This window comes from Symbiopectobacterium sp., from assembly GCF_051710365.1.
Lineage (GTDB): Bacteria > Pseudomonadota > Gammaproteobacteria > Enterobacterales > Enterobacteriaceae > Symbiopectobacterium.
In genome coordinates, this window is sequence record NZ_JBPETA010000048.1 from 1 (window position 1) to 19,081 (window position 19,081).

Genomic DNA, 19,081 nt, shown 5'->3' on the forward strand with positions numbered 1-19,081 from the left:
TCAGTATTGGTGACAGACCACCACAAGTATCCAACCTCAATTCTGTTCACAAGACCATCGTTGATGTTCTCGGCGAGCGATACCGTCGAATTTATTCTTAAAGTAGGTGCGGAATGACGGTTTTATTTCAGGATGCCATCATGACCCTACACGCCAATTCAGATGCCGTAAGCTACGCCAAAACTGCACACTCCCCGACAGCAGCAGAGACCGGAGATCGTATTGAACAGGTGAAGATCTCTTTAGCCTTTTTACCACTGGCAACGCCAGTGAGTGACGCCAAAGTGTTGACGGGACGCCAAAAGCCATTGACGGAAGTCGCGATCATATTCGCTGAAATCCGCACGCGGGATGGCTTTGAGGGCGTAGGGTTCAGCTACTCCAAACGCGCGGGGGGTCAGGGTATTTATGCACACGCCAAAGAGATTGCCGATAATCTGCTCGGCGAAGACCCTAACGATATCGACAAGATTTATACCAAACTGCTGTGGGCTGGTGCTTCCGTCGGGCGCAGCGGTATGGCAGTACAAGCAATTTCTCCGATTGATATTGCGCTGTGGGACATGAAGGCCAAACGCGCCAGATTACCGCTGGCCAAGCTACTGGGCGCCCACCGCGATTCGGTGCAATGCTATAACACCTCTGGCGGTTTCCTGCATACGCCGCTTGAGCAGGTACTGAAAAACGTGGTGATTTCCCGCGAAAATGGCATTGGCGGCATTAAAATCAAAGTCAGCCAACCGAATACACAAAAGATATTCGCCGCCTTACCGCCGTGCGCCAGGCGTTGGGCGATGACTTCCCGTTAATGGTCGATGCCAGCCAGCAATGGGATCGTGAAACCGCCATCCGTATGGGCAGAAAAATGGAGGCGTTCAATCTGGTGTGGATTGAAGAACCGCTGGATGCCTATGATGTCGAAGGCCATGCGGCGTTGGCAACTGCACTGGACACCCCGATTGCTACCGGCGAAATGCTGACCAGTTTCCGGGAACATGAGCAACTGATCCTCGGCAACGCCTGCGATTTCGTTCAGCCAGACGCCCCGCGCGTTGGCGGCGTGACGCCGTTTTTGAAAATCATGGATCTGGCGGCCAAACACGGTAAGAAACTGGCACCGCATCTCGCGATGGAAGTGCACCTGCACCTCGCCGCAGCCTACCCCATCGAACCCTGGCTGGAACACTTTGAATGGTTGAACCCGCTGTTTAACGAACAGTTGGAGCTGCGTGATGGCCGGATGTGGGTCTCTGACCGCCCGGGATTGGGCTTCACCATCAGCGAGCAGGCGCGGCGCTGGACGGTGCAAACCTGTGAATTCAAGTAATCGGTAGCGCATCCCGTTGCGGCTCGTGCGGGTCTGTCTGGTCACAACGTAAGATGCTTTGGTGCACCTTTAGCACACGTGCTGTTTCCATCCGTTGATGAACTCCGCCGGAAACAGCACGTTTTTTAAGGCACTCAAATGAAGGAGAAGGCGTCGCTGTAGAGGTGGTCAATCAACGCACCACGCTCGTTACAAAAGCGCTCGCGGGCAATTTTTGCCATTTCAAAGCGGCCTGCAATGTAGATATCATGACCTGACAGTGTGCCGTAATCCTGCAATACCGCGCTGAGCACCGTACCCGTTCTGCCGTGCCACTCCTGTTCCGGTTGCTCAACCACAGGGATAACCTGCAAATTCGCGTGTTGGCTCGCCAGAGCCTGTAGCTCGGTCAAATCATACAGATGCTTGATCTCCCGCCCACCCCAGTAGATCGCTATCTCGCGCTCGAGTTGATGCGCCAGCACCGTCAGCAGGATAGAACGCGCATAAGAGAACCCCGTGCCGCCGGCAATCAGGATCAGCGGACGATCGCTCTCTTCGCGCAGCCAGGCCTCACCGTGGGGGATATCCACCGTCAGAGAACGCTCTTTCAGAATACGATCCATCACCGCCATCGCATACAAGTTCAGCTCTGAGGCCCCCACGTGCAGCTCGATAAACTGCTGTTCCATCGGCGTTGATGCCATCGAGAACGGGCGCTTATCACGCTCATCCATTACCACCATCAAATACTGACCGGCACGGAAAGAGAAAGGAGCTTCCGGCAACAAACGTACCCGATAAACCGTATCCGTTATCGCCTCTACGGATGTCACTTTACAGCTCAATGTTGTCATGCATTCCCTCTAAGGGTGATAAAAGCAAAACGAGTAACAGCGGCACACCATACATCAAGCACACGGCGGGCTGTCGTTAAAAATGGCAAGCTCATCCCATATGGCATCGATACGGGCACACACCTCAGGATCCTTCTTGATGGGATGCCCCCACTCGCGCTGAGTTTCACCGGGCCACTTATTGGTGGCATCCAGCCCCATTTTGGAACCCAGCCCCGACACCGGCGACGCGAAATCCAGATAGTCTATTGGCGTATTTTCCATCAATACCGTATCTCGTGCCGGGTCCATACGGGTGGTAATCGCCCAGATAACGTCTTTCCAGTCACGCGCATTGGTGTCGTCATCGCAGACAATGACAAACTTGGTATACATAAACTGGCGCAGGAAAGACCATACGCCCATCATCACCCGTTTGGCATGACCGGCGTACTGTTTTTTCATGGTGACGACTGCCAGACGATAGGAACACCCTTCCGGCGGCAGGTAAAAATCGACAATTTCCGGGAATTGTTTTTGCAAAATCGGCACGAACACTTCATTCAGCGCCACCCCTAATACGGCAGGTTCATCGGGTGGGCGTCCGGTATAAGTAGAGTGGTAAATGGCATCCTGACGCTGCGTCACATGCGTAACAGTAAACACCGGGAAGTTATCCACCTCATTGTAATAGCCGGTGTGATCGCCATACGGCCCTTCCGCCGCCATTTCTCCCGGTTCAATGTACCCTTCCAGCACAATTTCCGCGCTGGCGGGCACTTCCAAATCATTGGAGAGACATTTCACCACTTCGGTTTTATAACCGCGCAGTAGCCCGGCAAAGGCGTATTCGGAAAGCGTATCTGGCACCGGGGTTACTGCACCAAGGATAGTCGCCGGATCGGCACCGAGCGCGACAGAAACCGGGAAGCGTTGACCGGGATTTTCCTGACACCACTCATGGAAATCCAACGCGCCGCCGCGATGAGATAACCACCGCATGATCAGCTTGTTTTTACCAAGCACCTGCTGGCGATAAATACCGATATTCTGACGCGCCTTGTGCGGCCCGCGTGTAACCGTTAAGCCCCAGGTGATCAAGGGAGCAGCATCTTCCGGCCAGCACTGCATCACAGGAATACGGGTCAGATCGACGTCTTCCCCAGACCAGACCTGCTCCTGACAAGGAGCCGATGACAGCCGTTTGGTGGGCATATTGAGCACCTGACGGAATTTGGGCATGTTTTCCATCAAGTCTCGGAATCCTTTGGGCGGCTCAGGCTCTTTCAAAAAGGCCAGCAGCTTGCCGACATCACGCAGCGCCGTCACGCTATCCTGTCCCATGCCCATTGCCACCCGCTCCGGGGTGCCGAACAGGTTGCACAGCACGGGCATGGTATAACCGGTGGGATTTTCAAACAGCAACGCCGGACCGCCCGCACGCAGCGTTCTGTCGGCAATCTCCGTCATTTCCAAATGGGGGCTGACAGGGTGGCGAATGCGTTTCAGTTCTCCCTTCTGTTCAAGAAGCGCGAGAAATTCACGTAAATCACGATATTTCATGCTGATTGTCAATGCAGTCTGTGAAAACGACATTATAAGGTTTCTTGCCAATTCTGTCGCTTCTTCATGCCGCTATTTATCCGCACAGGGTTTTGTTATGCTTCCCGGCAATGCTCATCGACTGACAGATCATCGACACAACACATTATGGAAGCCTGGTATTTATTGTATTGCAAACGTGGGCAGCTGCTGCGCGCCAAGGAACATCTTGAACGCCAGGCCGTTAACTGCCTGAGCCCGATGATCAAAATGGAAAAGATCGTGCGGGGAAAACGCGTGGAAGTCAGCGAGCCACTGTTTCCCAACTACCTGTTTATTGAATTCGATCCCGAACGCATCCATACCACCACGATTGCCGCAACACGGGGCGTCAGCCACTTTATCCGTTTCGGCGCTCTGCCTGCGGTCATTCCCGTGACCGTCATTACCGAACTGACGCAACACCCGGTACAGATGATTCACGATCCACAAGCACCGTATCCCGGGGACACCGTGCTGATCACCGAAGGGGTGTTTACCGGGCTACAGGCGATTTACAGTGAACCTGACGGTGAAGCCCGCTCCATGCTGCTGCTCAATTTTCTCAACAAGCAGGTGCCGCAAAGCCTCGATAATCGCCAGTTCAAAAAGCTGTAGTCAGGCTACCCGACAAAAGAAACGCCGCCGGTGAGAACACTCACGGGCGGCGAACGGATAGGTCTGAGCGGATAGGACGATTAGCGGGAAAGCTGTTCGTCACGCAGCCATTGTGCGACCTGCTTGGCAAAATAGGTCAGCACGCCGTCGGCCCCTGCGCGATTGAAGCACAGCAGTGACTCCATCACCAGCGGCTGCTCCTGAAGCCAGCCGTTGCGAATGGCGGCCATGTGCATGGCATACTCACCGGAGACCTGATAGGCAAAGGTCGGCACGCCAAACGTTTCTTTAACACGATGCAGCACATCCAGATAGGGCATACCGGGTTTCACCATCACCATGTCCGCGCCTTCCTGCAAATCCTGAGCGACTTCCTGTAAGGCTTCATCCCCGTTGGCCGGGTCCATCTGATAGGTTTTTTTGTTACCGCCTTTCAGATTGCTTGCCGAACCTACCGCATCGCGGAAAGGCCCATAGTAGCAAGAGGCATATTTTGCCGAGTAAGCCATGATCTGGGTGTTCACCAGATGCTGCGCTTCCAGCTCGGCACGAATGGCACCAATGCGCCCATCCATCATGTCGCTTGGTGCAATGATTTCCGCACCCGCTTGTGCATGACACAGCGCCTGACGCACCAGAACGGATTTGGTGATGTCATTTATCACATAGCCATCTTCATCAATAATGCCGTCTTGCCCATGCGTGGTATAAGGATCCAGGGCAACGTCTGTCAGCAACCCCAACTCCGGCACTGCATCTTTAAGCGTGCGGATCACACGCGGCACCAACCCTTCGGGGTTGTAGGCTTCTTCGGCGTTCAGCGACTTCTTATCGGTATCGATCACCGGAAACAGTGAGAGCACCGGGATACCCAGCTTGGCGAGTTCTTCCGCCTCTTTCACCAGTAGATCCAGTGTCATGCGGTATACGCCCGGCATCGAAGGCACTTCCTGACGCTGATTTTTGCCTTCCATCACAAAGACAGGATAAATCAGATCATTGACCGTCAACTGATTTTCAGCAACAAGGCGACGGCTGAAATCATGACGGCGTAAACGGCGCAGGCGACGGCCGGGAAAAGCGCCAGGAAAAACATTGCTCATAATTATTCTCCAGAATCATGGCAGCCGGAAAATCCGGCGTGCGTTTTCATCTACTTTTTGCCCCAACATCCTGGCGTCTTCATCGCGCCAGGCAGCAACCTGCTGAACGATATGCGGCAAAAAGCAGGGTTCATTACGCCGGGATGCAGGTTTTGGTGATAAATCCCGGGGTAACAAATAGGGCGCGTCTGTTTCCAATAACAGGCGGTCGATGGGAATCTGTTTTAGCAGATGGCGAAGTGCAATTCCGCGTCGCTCATCGCACACCCAACCGGTGATGCCAATCGAAAGCCCAAGACGCAAGCACTCATCCAACTCCTGTTCAGTCCCCGTGAAACAGTGCAGCACCGCTCCCGGCAGCTTATCCAGCCAGGGAGAGAGTAGCGCGATAAAACGCTCATGGGCGTCACGGCAATGCAAGAATACGGGTAACATCCGCTCTGCTGCCAACGCTAACTGCGCGGAAAAGGCGTGTTCCTGCTCATCAGGCGTTGAGAAATTGCGATTAAAGTCCAGTCCACACTCGCCCAGCGCTACAACAGCAGGCTGTTGCGCCAACTGCGAAATCCGCTCCGCCACCGCCGTCGACCAACTGCTGGCATCATGGGGATGCACACCCGCCGTCGACCAGCAATAGTTTGGGTATTTCTGTGCCAGTGCCAGCGCCTGCTCACTTTCATGCAGGTTGGTTCCGGTGATGATCATTCCGCTCACCGCAAACGCCTGAGCACGCTCAATGACCAGAGCACGATCGTGAGCAAATTGGCTATTGGTCAGATTGACGCCGATATCAAACATGGACATTCCTGAAGGGTAATGACACTCCCGCTCCGGCGAGCGAGTCCCGAAGGGAAGCAGATGCAGATTGGAGGAAATCCCCGCCTAAGCGGGGATAACAACAGGATTCAGGACGATGGACCTTCGTTGCTTTCTTCTGCCTCGCGTTCTTCCGCCTCATACTGACGGCGTCCTTTCCCCACGTAAAAACGCGAGCAGAACAGGCCGACTTCAAACAACAGGTACATCGGAATAGCTAACAACGTCTGCGAGAACACGTCCGGCGGCGTCAGCAGCATACCGACAACGAAAGCGCCAACCAGCACATAAGGCCGCTTCTTCTTCAAATCTTCCGTGTTGGTCACACCGCTCCAGCACAGCAGCACAATAGCAATAGGTACCTGGAAAGAGACGCCAAACGCCATAAACAGCGCCATCACGAAATCGAGGTAGTTATTGATATCGGTGGCGATTTGCACCCCCTGCGGTGCTGTCTTGGCAAAAAAACCAAACGCCAGTGGGAACACCACAAAGTAGGCAAATGCCATACCCGCATAGAACAGCAGGCTGCTGGAGAACAGCAACGGCATCATCAGGCGACGTTCATGTTTGTACAACGCCGGAGCGATAAACGCCCAGACTTGATACAACACCAACGGTGCAGCGACAAACACCGACACGATCATCGTGAGTTTAATCGGCGTAAAGAACGGGGAGGCCACATCAGTGGCAATCATACTGGCCCCGGCAGGCAGTTGTTCAATAAGCGGTGCCGAAACAATCTGATAGATGTCGTTAGCAAAAAAAACCAGCACGACAAATACGCCCAGCACACAAAGAATGCTGTTTAACAGGCGCTTACGAAGCTCAATCAGGTGACTGATTAACGGTTGTGTATCTTCAACGGCCATAGACTAGCGTTCATCAGCAGAGGGTTGGGAAGGCGCGACAGCCGGTGCAGGCGCTGCGCGCTTATTGGGCACATCATCGGTCGGTGCCACGGCAGCGACAGCTGGCGTATTGTCAGGCAGAGCCGTTGCAGAAGGCGCTTCTGGTGCGCTATTCACTGCCGCAGGCGGTGCCACATCGATAAGGGATGAGGATGGCGCAGCGGCGGGTTGGTCGACAGACGGTAACGCTGCTGGCGAAGACGCCTGCTCAGCGTTGATAACCCCATCATGAGCTGCCTCAGCATCCGCCAGCGGCTTATGCGGCACCTCACCCAGTTGCGCCGTGGCGCTGTCACCGGGTTTCGCATAACCGCGTCGCATCGCATCCGCCGCTTCTTTGAGTTCGTCCATAGAGGCTTTCAGCTCTGGAGAAAGGTTTTTCAGGCTAGCCTGCTCCACCTTCTTCAAACTGTCCTGCAACTCTTGCAACTTCAACTCTTGGGTCAGCTCATTTTGCACCGTAGACGCCAGCGAGCGCAGCGTTCTGACCCAACCAGCAATCGTTTTAACCGCAACGGGCAGGCGTTCAGGCCCGAGTACTAACAGGCCGATCACCATTACGAGCATTAGCTCACCAAATCCGATATCAAACACCGATTATACCTGCTCTTTATGCTGGCTCTTCGTTTCTTCTGATTTTGCGTCAGCCTGTTGTTCCGTGATGGACTTCGTCGCGAAATCGGCATCCTGCTGTGTTTTTTCATTCTGGTTTGCAGATGCGCTGTCAGCGGGCGAAGGTTGGTCATCGCTGATGGCTTTTTTAAAGCCTTTAATCGATGCGCCCAAATCGGAGCCTATCGTTCTCAGCTTGTTAGTACCAAACAGCAGCACCATGATCACCGCAATGATCAACAAATTCCAAATACTAATACCACCCATACCAATTACCTCTTTTCTACAAAGGGGAATTATCCATCATCTTTTTTCACACCGCAAACATTCGTGTGTGCATTGGTGTCCGAAAACGAGTCACCGCGCGTTATTCTTTACCTAGAGAATGCATGCCCAGAGGATGCGCTCGGTTTACGTTTCCTGCAACGCCTTTTTCCTGCGGCGGAAAGGCATATAAGGTCAAAGCCGTAACTATTATATACGGCTATTAATAGCGTCTATCATGATCTGCTTCAACGTGTACGACGCCAACCAATGACCCAGCTCACAACACCAGCGGCCATTAACCCCGCCGAAATCACTTCCGGGAGATCCTGACGCCCCACCAACATGAGTAACCCAGCCAGTAGCAACGTCGCGCCAACGCCAAGTAAATAATGCGACTGGCTTTGGCGCACTCGCTGCATGCACAGTTCATCTGTCAGTTGTGTAACGCTATGGCGCAGCAGCCGATGCTGCCGCAAACCATCGTAAATCAACTCGGGAATTTCCGGCAGTTTTTCCGCCCAGAAGGGGGCCTTTTCTTTCAATCCGCGAATCAGTGCGGCAACCCCCATCTGATCTTTCAGCCACGACTCCAGAAAAGGCTTGGCTGTTTTCCATAAATCCAACTGCGGGTATAGCTGGCGGCCGACACCTTCAACGTAGAGCAACGTCTTTTGCAGCAAGACCAACTGTGGCTGCACTTCCATGTTGAAGCGGCGCGCCGTATTGAACAAGTTTAATAACACATGCCCAAAGGAGATCTCTGCCAATGGCTTTTCAAAAATGGGTTCGCACACGGTACGAATCGCAAATTCAAACTCTTCAACATTGGTATCGGCAGGCACCCAGCCGGAATCCACATGCAGTTCAGCCACGCGACGATAATCGCGATTGAAAAAGGCAATGAAGTTTTCTGCCAGATAGCGCTTATCTTCTTTGTTCAGCGACCCAACGATGCCGCAATCGATACCGATATATTGCGGGTTTTCAGGGTGTTCATAGCTGATAAAAATATTTCCCGGATGCATATCGGCGTGGAAGAAGCTGTCGCGGAATACCTGAGTAAAGAACACCTGCACGCCGCGCTCCGCCAGCAGCGGCATATTGGTGCCGTTGGCTTTGAGCGCCTCAACGTCTGAGACCGGAATACCGTAGATACGCTCCATGACCAGCATGTTTTCACTGCAATAATCCGAATAGATCTCCGGAATATACAGCATCGGGCTGCCATCAAAGTTACGGCGCAATTGAATGGCATTTGCCGCTTCACGCAGCAGGTTTAACTCATCAAGCAGGGTTTTTTCGTACTCACGCACGACTTCACGCGGGCGCAAACGCCGCCCATCCGGCAACAGCATCGGCAGCCAGCCCGCCAAACGGTTCATCAGCCGCATGTCAGCCTTGATGACGGGGAGGATATCAGGACGAATGACCTTGATAACCACTTCCTGGCCGTTTGTTTTGAGCCGCGCAGTATGCACCTGTGCGATAGACGCAGAGGCCAGTGGCACTATTTCAAAATCATCAAACCAGCTTTCGAGTGGAATGCCCCCCATCGATAGTTCGATCTGCTCACGGGCCAGTTTGCCGTCAAAAGGATCTACGCGATCCTGAAGAATAGCGAGCTGATCGGCAATCTCCGGTGGAAAAAGATCGCGCCGAGTAGACATCATCTGACCGAACTTGATCCACACTGGGCCCAATTCCTGCAACGCCAAACGCAAACGTTCACCAAGCGGTTTGTCCTTACGGCGGTTTGGCATCCAGAACAGGAATTTGCGCCAGATACGCAACGGTAAGGTGATGCGCAAATGCGGGATCAGTTCATCGAGCCCATAGCTCAACATGACGCGAATAATGTGGTAAAGGCGCAGCAATTCACTTGGCGTCATGCGGCAGACTCCAGCTTCGCCAGTCGTGCCGCCAGCGTATCGACGTCATCACTTAACGCGGCCACTTCATCATACCACCAAGTCGCTTCTAAACGCCCCGGCGCAAGCCGCCACTCTTCCGTTACGGTTTCTGCCAAGTAGTGCCGCTGGCGATCGAAAAAACGGGCCGCACCGCGAAACGCGCCTTGTACCGTCTGACCAATGCCTTGCGCAACAACGTCGCCCGTGTAAGGCGCAAGCCACTCTGCGGGGTCGCACTCCGCCAAATCCAATAGATTGACAAAGTGTTGGACAACCTGCATATCCCCTTCAATCACCAGTTCACCACGACGCATCAGCGATGAAAGCTGCTGGCGATCGCGCAATGTGAGCAATGCGGGTATCCGGGTTTCTAACTGACAATCCGCCGTATCAGCCCACTGGCTTACCACATCAACGCGGTGCTCACCAAAGACCAATACCAGCGGCACCGGCAGTTCTGCTAACACAATTTTGAGCGTTTTTCCCTGTAGTCGCTGGCGCGCCGCTTTCAAGCTACGTTCGCGAAAAAGCAGGCTATTTAACGCCGTTTCCAGCGCGGCAGCCAGCACAGACGTTATCAGCATCAGCGTTTCCCACTATAAAACAACTTAAAATTTGAACCCACGGTGTAACGCGACAATGCCTCCCGTGAGGTTGAAGTAGTTTACACTGTCAAAGCCCGCATCCACCATCATGCCCTTCAGCGTTTCCTGGTCCGGATGCATACGTATCGATTCCGCCAAATAACGGTAGCTGCCCGCATCTTTGGTCACCATATCGCCAATACGCGGCAAAACATGGAATGAGTAGAAATCGTAGACTTTGCTGAGCGGTTTCAACATCGGTTTGGAAAACTCCAGCACCAGCAAACGGCCGCCGGGCTTCAGGACGCGGAACATGGAGCGCAGCGCTTTGTCTTTATCCGTCACGTTGCGTAAACCGAAAGAAATGGTAATGCAGTCAAAGTAGTCATTCGGGAAGGGCAGCGCCTCCGCATTGGCCTGCACATAGCTGACGTTATCAATAATCCCCAAATTGCGGAGCTTTTCGCGTCCCACTTTCAGCATGGAAGCATTGATATCAGCCAGCACCACTTCTCCTGATTCGCCGACCAAGCGTGAGAATTTAGCCGTTAAATCCCCCGTCCCGCCCGCCAGATCCAGCACGCGCTGGTCACGCCGGACACCGCTGCACTCAATGGTAAACCGTTTCCAGGCACGATGAATCCCGAAGGACATCAAATCGTTCATCAGGTCATATTTTCCCGCTACGGAGTGAAATACGCCCGCTACCATGGCCTCTTTATCGTTTTTATCGACAGTACGAAAACCAAAATGCGTGGTTTTCTCCGGATCGTTCGTCATGTTCTTCGCCCTACTTTTCCAAATCAGAATTGTGGTCAATCCCCTTTGCGCACTCTCGGCTGGACTCACCGCTCACATTGCGCTATCGAGCGTTATGCACAACACGAGCTTGGCGTGTCTGTGCGCGTTTCGCATCAACAATCGAAGAGGAACATCGAATTTTGAAACTACCCCTTAATGGGGAGAGTGTAACAGACCAGGCTTAAAAACCCATCGCTCTGATGCACTGAATAAAGTTGTAAAACGTGAACATACGCAACGCATCACAGCTGGTTCGATATTCCCACGTCTGCACTGGCAGGTTGTTCTCCGCTGGTCGGGATGTCGGTTTGCATTGCTTCAGGCTGCTGAGACAGCCGCCCGGTCTCGTCGTTAGCCTCAGCAGAAAGCACCGCTTGCTCTGCCACGTTGGGGTTTATGGTACGCTTAACCTCAACACCAAGGGAACGGAAACCTTCTACCTGGGCTATCAGATTACCGCGCCCGGAAGCCAGTTTGTTCATGGCCTGCCGATAGCTAACCTGTGATTTATCCAGGCTTTGCCCCAACGCCGCCATGTCTTCCACAAAGAGATGCAGTTTATCGTACAGCCGAGAGGCACGATCGGCGATCTGCTGCGCATTGCGGCTTTGCTGTTCATAACGCCACAGGTTGGTGATGGTACGTAACGCGACGAGCAGCGTGGTAGGGCTTACCAGCATGATGTTGTGTTGCAGGGCTTCGCTGATCAATTCAGGATGGCGGTCGATAGCAACCAGAAAAGCAGGCTCGACGGGGATAAACATCAGCACATAGTCCAACGAGCGCAGCCCCGGCAATTGCTGATAGTCCTTATTACTCAGCAGACGGATATGACCGCGCACGGAGGCGATATGCTCGTTGAGTGCACTGGCACGTTCCCCGTCGTCCTCGCTGTTAAAGTAGCGCTCATAGGCCACCAGCGACATCTTGGCATCAATCACCACATCTTTGCCCTGTGGGAGACGAACGATCACATCCGGCTGCATGCGTCCGTTTGCGCCCGTCTGGATACTGACCTGCGTTTGGTATTCATGGCCTTCACGCAGGCCTGAAGCCTCAAGTACGCGTCCCAGCACCACTTCGCCCCAGTTCCCCTGGGTTTTATTATCGCCTTTCAGGGCTTTCGTCAGGTTGACCGCTTCTCGCGCCATTTGCACGTTGAGTTGCTGCAACTGGCGAATTTCATGCGCCAGCGTGTGGCGCTCACGCGCTTCACTGCCGAACCCCTCCTGGACCTGACGACGAAAACCGTCCAGTTGTTCTCTCAGCGGCGTCAGCAGTTTATCGAGGCTCTGTTGATTTTGTTCATCCACCCGGCGCCCGCTGTGCTCAAAAATCCGGTTAGCCAGATTTTCAAACTGTGTCGTCAGGCGTTGCTCGCTGTTGATTAACAAGCGCTGTTTTTCCTCAGCGGCGAGGCGCGTTTCTTCCAGACGGATGGTGACTTCACGCAGTTCCGCTTCCTGCGCACCGTTTGCTTCGCGCAGCGCGCGCAATTCCTGATTGAGCTGGTTGCACTCCTCTTGCAACCGGGACATGACCAGCAGCTTTTCCTGATGGGCGGTGAGTTTACCGTGCATCAGACGCAGTTCCATATCATCCTGACGCAGGCGCTGTTCGTCCTTATCACGCGCAAGCTGAAGCTCACGTACCGCGCTTTGCGCCTGCTGTAACGCTTGTTCTTGTATACGTTGTTCCGTTTCTTGCCGAGCGCGGCGTTGCTGGTAACGCAGGCTGGCAACCAGCCATCCCGCCAGCACTCCGACCGCCCCGCCGCCTACACCGTAAAAGAGGGTGATATCCACGTCGCATTCCTTTCGTTATCGCCACTGTCCGTCAAGGTAAAGTGATACTGTATGTATGTCCAGAAAGAATAGCGCAGGCCAACGTAAAGCGGCATCGTTGTCGGCGGTGAAATGGTTAAAATGCGAGGCGTCTTGCGTTATGACTTATGGTCATTGGCTGAATAAAAAAGGCCGGAAATCCGGCCCTGATACAGGTGACAGAGCGCTATCAGCGTTACAGACACCCTTTGGCATCGGCAATCGCCTGTGCGACCTGCTGTGGTGACACACCACCTTTGGCCGCACGTTTTTCCAGACAGGATTGCAGCGACAGGATGGGATACACGTCATCGCCAATGGTGGCACTGAATTTCTGCAAATCCGCCAGCGGTAATGCTTCCAGCGGCTTACCCTGCCGAATAGCTTCCACCACTGCTTCACCGACAATGCGATGCGCTTCGCGGAACGGAACGCCTTTTGCCACCAGATAGTCTGCCAGTTCGGTCGCATTGGCGTAACCCTGCTGCGCCGCTTCCTGGCAGCGCGGACGACGGACCTGAATGCCTTCCAACACCAGTGCCGCCATCATCAGACAGTCATGCCAAGTGTCGAGCGCGTCGAACAGCCCTTCTTTGTCTTCTTGCATGTCCTTGTTGTACACCAGCGGCAAGCCTTTGAGCGTCATCATCATGCCGGTCAGCGCGCCTTGCACCCGACCCGATTTACCGCGGATCAGCTCCAGCGCATCCGGGTTTTTCTTTTGCGGCATCAGGGAGGAGCCGGAGGTCACACGATCGGACAGCTCAACAAACCCGGATTCACCGCTGTTGAAGAAGATCAGATCTTCGGCAAAGCGTGACAGGTGCACCATGCCGATCAAGGCATTAGAGAGCAGTTCCAGTACGTGATCGCGATCTGACACCGTATCCAGACTGTTACGCGTGGCAGACGCAAAGCCGAGCCAGCCCGCCAGTTGCTCACGATCGATAGGATAGGCCGTCCCGGCCAACGCGCCGCAGCCCAATGGGCTGACATCAAGGCGTTTTAACGTATCTTCCAGGCGGCTTTCATCGCGTGCCAGCATTTCATGGTAAGCCAGACACTAATGGGCAAAGGTCACCGGTTGAGCGCGCTGCAAATGGGTGTAACCCGGCATCACCGCATCCTGATTCACCTCAGCGGTAGCGACTAACGCGGCGCGCAGTTGGCGCACGGCCAGTTGCAGTTCGCTGATTTGCGCTTTGCACCAAAGTTTAAGATCGGTGGCGACCTGATCGTTACGGCTGCGGCCAGTGTGGAGCTTTTTACCCAAATCGCCCACTTTGTCGATCAGCTTCTGCTCTACCCAACTATGAATATCTTCGGCGTCGCTGTGCAGAATCTGTTCCGGATCGGCTTGCACCTCGGCCAGCAGCGCATTCAGCGCCTGCTCTAACTGCTGCTGTTCCTGTTCGCTGAGAACATTGACCGTCACCAGCGCTTTTGACCAGCCGATGGAGCCGACGATATCTTGCTCCGCCAGACGGTAATCAAACCGCAGCGAGTCATTAAATTGTTTGAACCGCTGATCTGCCGCCTGACTGAAACGACCGCCCCACAACGCCATAACCGATACTCCCAAAATGTGCTTCAATGTCTTGTAACCATGCGGGCGGACCCGCATGCTCGCTTCCGTTACCTTTCGGCCAACGGAAATGCCTTACAGATTAACAGATTTACGCCAGAATACGCGTGCCAATCGGCGTGCCGTTAAACAGCGCGGGCAGTTGATCGGCATGACGCCAACTGGCGATATCTACCGGGCGACCCAGCGCGCGAGCCGCGTCCAGCGCCGCATTGACTTTAACGATCATGCCATCGGTAATAATCCCCTTCGCAATCAACTGCTCTGCTTTCTGTGCGGTCATTTCCGCAATACGTTGACCCTTACCATCGAGGATACCGCTCACGTCCGACAGCAAGATTAAATCGGCACCCAGCGTCTCCGCGAGCGCGGTTGCGGCCTGATCGGCGTTAACGTTCATCAAATCGCCTTGTTCGGTAATGCCGATGGAACTGACGATTGGCAGATACCCGGCGCTCAGCAGCGCATTGGGCAGATCGGCGGAACCCGCCTGTGCTTTACCCACGTAACCCAGGGATTCATCCAACTGCGTTACCGTGGTCATGCCGCCATCCGCCAGACACAGACCCACCGCGTTGATGGCGTGTTTCTTCGCCCAAGCCAGCAGCGTTTTATTGGCCGAACCTGCCAGCGCACCGGTGATGATGTCGATCTGATCCGCCGGTGTCACGCGCAGCCCGTTTTTCTTCACTACGGGTAACGCCAGTTTTTTCATCAGGTCATCTACCAGGCAGCCGCCGCCGTGCACAATGACCAGCGGGCGCTGGTATTGCTCACGATAGGCAACCAGCGCCGTAAACAGACGCTCCAGCGCTTCTTCGCTGTCCAGTAACACACCGCCCAGTTTGATAATTAACGGATTCATCGCTTTCGTGCCTCAGGATTATGTCAGAGCAAAGATTGGGTTTCAGGGAAACCAAAACGAATATTCAGGCACTGTACAGCTTGCGCCGCCGCGCCTTTAAGCAGGTTGTCTTCCGTGGCGACCACAATCAGGTGCTCATCCTGTACGGAGAAACCGATATCGCAAAACGGCAAGCCAACAACCGATTTTAGCGCCGGAACCCCTTTATCGTAGAGGCGCACCAGCGGTTTGTCGTGATAGGCATTGTGGTAAGCTTCCGCCACATCCTGTGCGCTGACACCTGGTTTCAGGCGACAGGTAATGGTCGCCAGAATCCCGCGCGCGAAATTCCCCAGATGCGACGTGAAGATAACCGGGATGCCCAGGTGGGTCGCAATTTCGGGTTGATGGCGGTGATTGAACACGCCATACGGTTGCAAGCTCACCTCGCAGAAGCTGCTGGTGAGCGACGCTTTACGTCCGGCTCCGCTCACACCGCTGACCGCATTGATAACCGGCCACTGGTCGGTGTTGAGCAGTTGCGCATCCACCAGCGGTTTCAGTGCCAGCTGTGACGCCGTCGGGTAACAACCGGGGACGGCAATCAGCTGCGCTTGCTTGACGCGCTCCGCCTGAAACTCGGCCATGCCATACACCGCCTGCGCCAGCCAGTCAGCGTGTTGATGCTCGAAACCGTAGTAGCGGCGATAAAATTCAGCATCCTGCACGCGAAACGCACCGGAGAGATCGAAGACCACGCACCCTGCGGCCAGAAACACCGGCGCAAGATCGTGACTCACTTTGTGGTCGGTCGCCAGAAACACCACATCGATGCCTTTGGCGGCTTCAGCGGCATCCGTCAACGCCTGTACCGGCAAATCGATGATGCCTTTCAGTTGAGGGTGCAGATCAGAAATGCGTTTGCCCGCATCAACGCGCTGCGCGGATACCGCAAGTACGGTAAGGTTCATCTGAGGATGACGATTCAGATAGAGTGCAAGTTCAGCGCCAGTATAACCGCTTGCGCCAACAATCAACGTATTCAGCATGGGATCTGCATACCTTCCACTAAAATAATGTAAACAGTGCATCGTTAAAAACAGTGTCGTTAAAAACAATGTCGTTAAAACAGGGTATCTACAAAACGCCAAACCCGCTAACGGTATTCGACCGGTGCAGGTTTAGACTATCAGGTAATGTCTCATCCAAGGGTTAGAAACAGTTTCCTTTCGCTACGCGTTATTGTATTTTTATTCAAAATAAATGCATGAATATTGATACTATCCTAACATAAGGCTGTCAACAGTGAAGATGAATTTACCCCCATTTATTGAGCTGTATCGGGCGTTGATCGCGACGCCTTCCATCAGCGCTACCGATCAGGCGCTCGATCAGAGCAATGAAGCATTAATCAATCTGCTCGCCGGATGGTTTGCCGATTTGGGCTTTCACGTTGAGGTACAGCCGGTGCCCGGTACGCGGCATAAATTCAATCTGCTGGCGCGCATCGGCCAAGGCCAGGGTGGCTTGCTGCTGGCCGGACATACCGATACGGTACCGTTTGATGATGGCCGTTGGACGCACGATCCCTTTACCCTGACAGAGCACGATAACAAGCTTTACGGGCTGGGCACTGCGGATATGGAAGGCTTCTTCGCCTTTATTCTGGATGCGCTGCGCGACATCGATCCGGCAACGCTGACCAAACCGATTTACGTGCTGGCGACTGCCGATGAAGAGACCACCATGGCGGGCGCCAAATATTTCTCTGAATCTACCCAGATACGCCCGGACTGCGCCATCATTGGCGAACCAACCTCGTTGAAACCGATTCGCGCCCACAAAGGCCATATGTCAAACGCAGTGCGGATTCAGGGGCAATCCGGCCATTCCAGCGATCCTTCGCGCGGCGTAAACGCTATCGAACTGATGCACGATGCCATTTCCCACTTGATGGTGTTGCGCAATACGCTGCAAACCCGTTATCACAACGCGGCGTTCCATATCCCCTATCCAACCATGAATTTCGGCCATATTCACGGTGGCGATGCGGCCAACCGCATCTGTGCCTGCTGTGAACTGCATATGGATATCCGCCCGCTTCCAGGATTAACGCTGAACGATTTAAACGGTCTGGTGACGGAAGCGCTGGCGCCAGTGAGCGAGCGTTGGCCGGGACGCGTGAGCGTCAGCGAGCTGCATCCGCCGATCCCTGGCTATGAATGCCCAGTGGATCACGCCTTGGTGGGTGTGATTGAGAAATTGCTGGGCGTGCCCACGGATGTGGTGAACTACTGCACCGAAGCGCCGTTTATCCAGAAGCTGTGCCCGACGCTGGTGCTCGGCCCCGGTTCGATCGAACAAGCCCACCAGCCGGATGAATATATCGACACCGCATTTATCGCCCCAACGCATAAGTTGATCACCCAGATGGTGCAACATTTCTGCCGGTAAACGCGAAAGGAGGGGCGTAATAAGCGCCCTTAATCTGCGCACGGATGTAATTAAATTTCACCAATTGCCAATCCCACACGAAAGCAGGTACAACAACAGGGGGGGTAAAACTGGCAGGGTGATAAAACAACCAATCGTCAATTGACGAATCCCGCCAGGCGTGGCTAGATGAAGGTAGCGTTTTGCGTCTTTCTATGAAACAAACTTACAAAAAATAGAGATGGGTCAGGGTAAATATGAACGAACAATATTCCGCGATGCGAAGTAATGTGAGCATGCTGGGTAAACTTCTTGGTGACACCATCAAGGATGCATTAGGAGAGAGTATTCTTGATAAGGTCGAGACGATCCGTAAGCTGTCAAAATCGTCCCGCGCAGGCAATGAAAAGCACCGTCAGGAGCTGTTGAACACGCTGCAAAATCTCTCCAATGAGGAGTTGCTCCCGGTCGCGCGCGCCTTCAGCCAGTTCCTTAATCTGACCAACACCGCAGAGCAATATCACTCAATTTCGCCACACGGCGAAGCGGCCAGCAACCCGGAAATTTTATCTCAGGCGTTCGATCGTCTGAAAGCGCAGGCACACTTAAGCGAACGCGATATTCGTGACGCCGTGGAGACGCTCTCCATTGAACTGGTGCTGACCGCGCACCCGACAGAAATTACCCGTCGCACGCTGATTCATAAGCTGGTTGAGGTAAACACCTGCCTGAAACAGCTCGATCACAACGATCTGGCAGACTATGAGCGCAACCAGAATCATGCGCCGTCTGCGTCAGTTGATCGCCCAGTCGTGGCATACGGATGAGATCCGTAAGATCCGCCCAACGCCCGTAGACGAAGCCAAATGGGGCTTCGCCGTAGTGGAAAACAGCCTGTGGGAAGGGGTGCCGGCCTTCCTGCGCGAGCTAGGCTGTGTCCCTTAATTGCTTGAGCTATAGTATCCATCTGTTTCTACGACACTTTGGATTATGGCTCGCTACGATCTTTCTGATGAAGCATGGGCAATCATTGAGCCCTTGTTACCAACCG

Annotated in this window: 15 protein-coding genes and 3 pseudogenes; 4 read left to right on the top strand and 14 right to left on the bottom strand. The window is 54.0% G+C overall.

The genetic code is table 11. The features are described 5' to 3' along the window. Nucleotides 1–140: 140 nt before the first annotated feature. Nucleotides 141–1,327 (top strand): annotated as a pseudogene (locus ACTBDZ_RS06765) (L-talarate/galactarate dehydratase). A 134-nt stretch (nt 1,328–1,461) separates the two neighbouring features. On the opposite strand, the gene fre reads toward ACTBDZ_RS06765, so the two are convergent. Together fre and ubiD are read right to left on the bottom strand one after the other, a co-directional pair. Beyond that, entirely contained in the window at nt 1,462–2,163 is a 702-nt protein-coding gene (fre, locus tag ACTBDZ_RS06770) for an NAD(P)H-flavin reductase (RefSeq protein WP_438814747.1), read from the bottom strand. A 54-nt stretch (nt 2,164–2,217) separates the two neighbouring features. Then, complete coding sequence (ubiD, locus tag ACTBDZ_RS06775; protein ID WP_438814748.1) at nt 2,218–3,705, bottom strand: 4-hydroxy-3-polyprenylbenzoate decarboxylase; 1,488 nt, start codon at nt 3,703–3,705, stop codon at nt 2,218–2,220. 147 nt (nt 3,706–3,852) lie between these two features. Between ubiD and rfaH the strand changes: the two genes are divergently transcribed. Next, the gene (gene rfaH, locus ACTBDZ_RS06780; protein WP_438814749.1) at nt 3,853–4,341 is read left to right on the top strand and encodes a transcription/translation regulatory transformer protein RfaH; all 489 of its coding nucleotides are present in this window, start codon (nt 3,853–3,855) and stop codon (nt 4,339–4,341) included. An 80-nt stretch (nt 4,342–4,421) separates the two neighbouring features. Here rfaH and hemB read toward each other — a convergent pair whose 3' ends face one another. The 12 genes and pseudogenes from hemB to argC all read right to left on the bottom strand — a co-directional run bounded on the left by hemB (nt 4,422) and on the right by argC (nt 16,646). Then, nucleotides 4,422–5,444, bottom strand: a complete 1,023-nt coding sequence (gene hemB, locus ACTBDZ_RS06785; RefSeq protein ID WP_438814750.1) for a porphobilinogen synthase — start codon at nt 5,442–5,444, stop codon at nt 4,422–4,424. A 15-nt stretch (nt 5,445–5,459) separates the two neighbouring features. Beyond that, nucleotides 5,460–6,242 carry a 3'-5' ssDNA/RNA exonuclease TatD gene (gene tatD / locus ACTBDZ_RS06790; RefSeq protein WP_438814751.1) on the bottom strand — a complete coding sequence of 261 codons (783 nt, stop codon included), beginning with the start codon at nt 6,240–6,242 and terminating at the stop codon, nt 5,460–5,462. 107 nt (nt 6,243–6,349) lie between these two features. Next, nucleotides 6,350–7,132, bottom strand: coding sequence for a Sec-independent protein translocase subunit TatC (gene tatC, locus ACTBDZ_RS06795; RefSeq protein ID WP_438814752.1), 783 nt, complete (start codon nt 7,130–7,132; stop codon nt 6,350–6,352). Nucleotides 7,133–7,135: 3 nt separating this feature from the next. After that, nucleotides 7,136–7,765, bottom strand: coding sequence for a Sec-independent protein translocase protein TatB (tatB, locus tag ACTBDZ_RS06800; RefSeq protein WP_438814753.1), 630 nt, complete (start codon nt 7,763–7,765; stop codon nt 7,136–7,138). 3 nt (nt 7,766–7,768) lie between these two features. Next, the gene (tatA, locus tag ACTBDZ_RS06805; protein WP_438814754.1) at nt 7,769–8,050 is read right to left on the bottom strand and encodes a Sec-independent protein translocase subunit TatA; all 282 of its coding nucleotides are present in this window, start codon (nt 8,048–8,050) and stop codon (nt 7,769–7,771) included. Nucleotides 8,051–8,295: 245 nt separating this feature from the next. Beyond that, the gene (ubiB, locus tag ACTBDZ_RS06810; RefSeq protein WP_438814755.1) at nt 8,296–9,939 is read right to left on the bottom strand and encodes a ubiquinone biosynthesis regulatory protein kinase UbiB; all 1,644 of its coding nucleotides are present in this window, start codon (nt 9,937–9,939) and stop codon (nt 8,296–8,298) included. Next, the gene (gene ubiJ, locus ACTBDZ_RS06815) at nt 9,936–10,544 is read right to left on the bottom strand and encodes a ubiquinone biosynthesis protein UbiJ (RefSeq protein WP_438814756.1); all 609 of its coding nucleotides are present in this window, start codon (nt 10,542–10,544) and stop codon (nt 9,936–9,938) included. Before ubiJ ends, ubiB begins: the two co-directional genes overlap by 4 nt. Nucleotides 10,545–10,568: 24 nt before the next feature. Then, complete coding sequence (ubiE, locus tag ACTBDZ_RS06820) at nt 10,569–11,324, bottom strand: bifunctional demethylmenaquinone methyltransferase/2-methoxy-6-polyprenyl-1,4-benzoquinol methylase UbiE (protein WP_438814757.1); 756 nt, start codon at nt 11,322–11,324, stop codon at nt 10,569–10,571. Nucleotides 11,325–11,587: 263 nt separating this feature from the next. Next, entirely contained in the window at nt 11,588–13,150 is a 1,563-nt protein-coding gene (rmuC, locus tag ACTBDZ_RS06825) for a DNA recombination protein RmuC (RefSeq protein WP_438814758.1), read from the bottom strand. 214 nt (nt 13,151–13,364) lie between these two features. After that, nucleotides 13,365–14,735 (bottom strand): annotated as a pseudogene (argH, locus tag ACTBDZ_RS06830) (argininosuccinate lyase). A 109-nt stretch (nt 14,736–14,844) separates the two neighbouring features. Then, nucleotides 14,845–15,618 carry an acetylglutamate kinase gene (argB, locus tag ACTBDZ_RS06835; protein ID WP_438814759.1) on the bottom strand — a complete coding sequence of 258 codons (774 nt, stop codon included), beginning with the start codon at nt 15,616–15,618 and terminating at the stop codon, nt 14,845–14,847. A 23-nt stretch (nt 15,619–15,641) separates the two neighbouring features. Then, entirely contained in the window at nt 15,642–16,646 is a 1,005-nt protein-coding gene (gene argC / locus ACTBDZ_RS06840) for an N-acetyl-gamma-glutamyl-phosphate reductase (RefSeq protein ID WP_438814760.1), read from the bottom strand. Nucleotides 16,647–16,902: 256 nt separating this feature from the next. Between argC and argE the strand changes: the two genes are divergently transcribed. After that, nucleotides 16,903–18,051, top strand: coding sequence for an acetylornithine deacetylase (gene argE, locus ACTBDZ_RS06845; protein WP_438814761.1), 1,149 nt, complete (start codon nt 16,903–16,905; stop codon nt 18,049–18,051). 236 nt (nt 18,052–18,287) lie between these two features. Next, nucleotides 18,288–18,960: pseudogene (locus ACTBDZ_RS06850) on the top strand (phosphoenolpyruvate carboxylase); the annotation flags it as partial. Nucleotides 18,961–19,081 lie beyond the last annotated feature (121 nt).

What these genes read in the sequence shown, in the direction of transcription:
- ubiE (WP_438814757.1), bottom strand. Translation starts at nt 11,324, where the DNA reads ATGACGAACGATCCGGAGAAAACCACGCATTTTGGTTTTCGTACTGTC.
- argC (WP_438814760.1), bottom strand. Translation starts at nt 16,646, where the DNA reads ATGCTGAATACGTTGATTGTTGGCGCAAGCGGTTATACTGGCGCTGAA.
- tatA (WP_438814754.1), bottom strand. Translation starts at nt 8,050, where the DNA reads ATGGGTGGTATTAGTATTTGGAATTTGTTGATCATTGCGGTGATCATG.
- argB (WP_438814759.1), bottom strand. Translation starts at nt 15,618, where the DNA reads ATGAATCCGTTAATTATCAAACTGGGCGGTGTGTTACTGGACAGCGAA.
- ubiJ (WP_438814756.1), bottom strand. Translation starts at nt 10,544, where the DNA reads ATGCTGATAACGTCTGTGCTGGCTGCCGCGCTGGAAACGGCGTTAAAT.
- tatD (WP_438814751.1), bottom strand. Translation starts at nt 6,242, where the DNA reads ATGTTTGATATCGGCGTCAATCTGACCAATAGCCAATTTGCTCACGAT.
- hemB (WP_438814750.1), bottom strand. Translation starts at nt 5,444, where the DNA reads ATGAGCAATGTTTTTCCTGGCGCTTTTCCCGGCCGTCGCCTGCGCCGT.
- ubiD (WP_438814748.1), bottom strand. Translation starts at nt 3,705, where the DNA reads ATGAAATATCGTGATTTACGTGAATTTCTCGCGCTTCTTGAACAGAAG.
- tatC (WP_438814752.1), bottom strand. Translation starts at nt 7,132, where the DNA reads ATGGCCGTTGAAGATACACAACCGTTAATCAGTCACCTGATTGAGCTT.
- fre (WP_438814747.1), bottom strand. Translation starts at nt 2,163, where the DNA reads ATGACAACATTGAGCTGTAAAGTGACATCCGTAGAGGCGATAACGGAT.
- ubiB (WP_438814755.1), bottom strand. Translation starts at nt 9,939, where the DNA reads ATGACGCCAAGTGAATTGCTGCGCCTTTACCACATTATTCGCGTCATG.
- rfaH (WP_438814749.1), top strand. Translation starts at nt 3,853, where the DNA reads ATGGAAGCCTGGTATTTATTGTATTGCAAACGTGGGCAGCTGCTGCGC.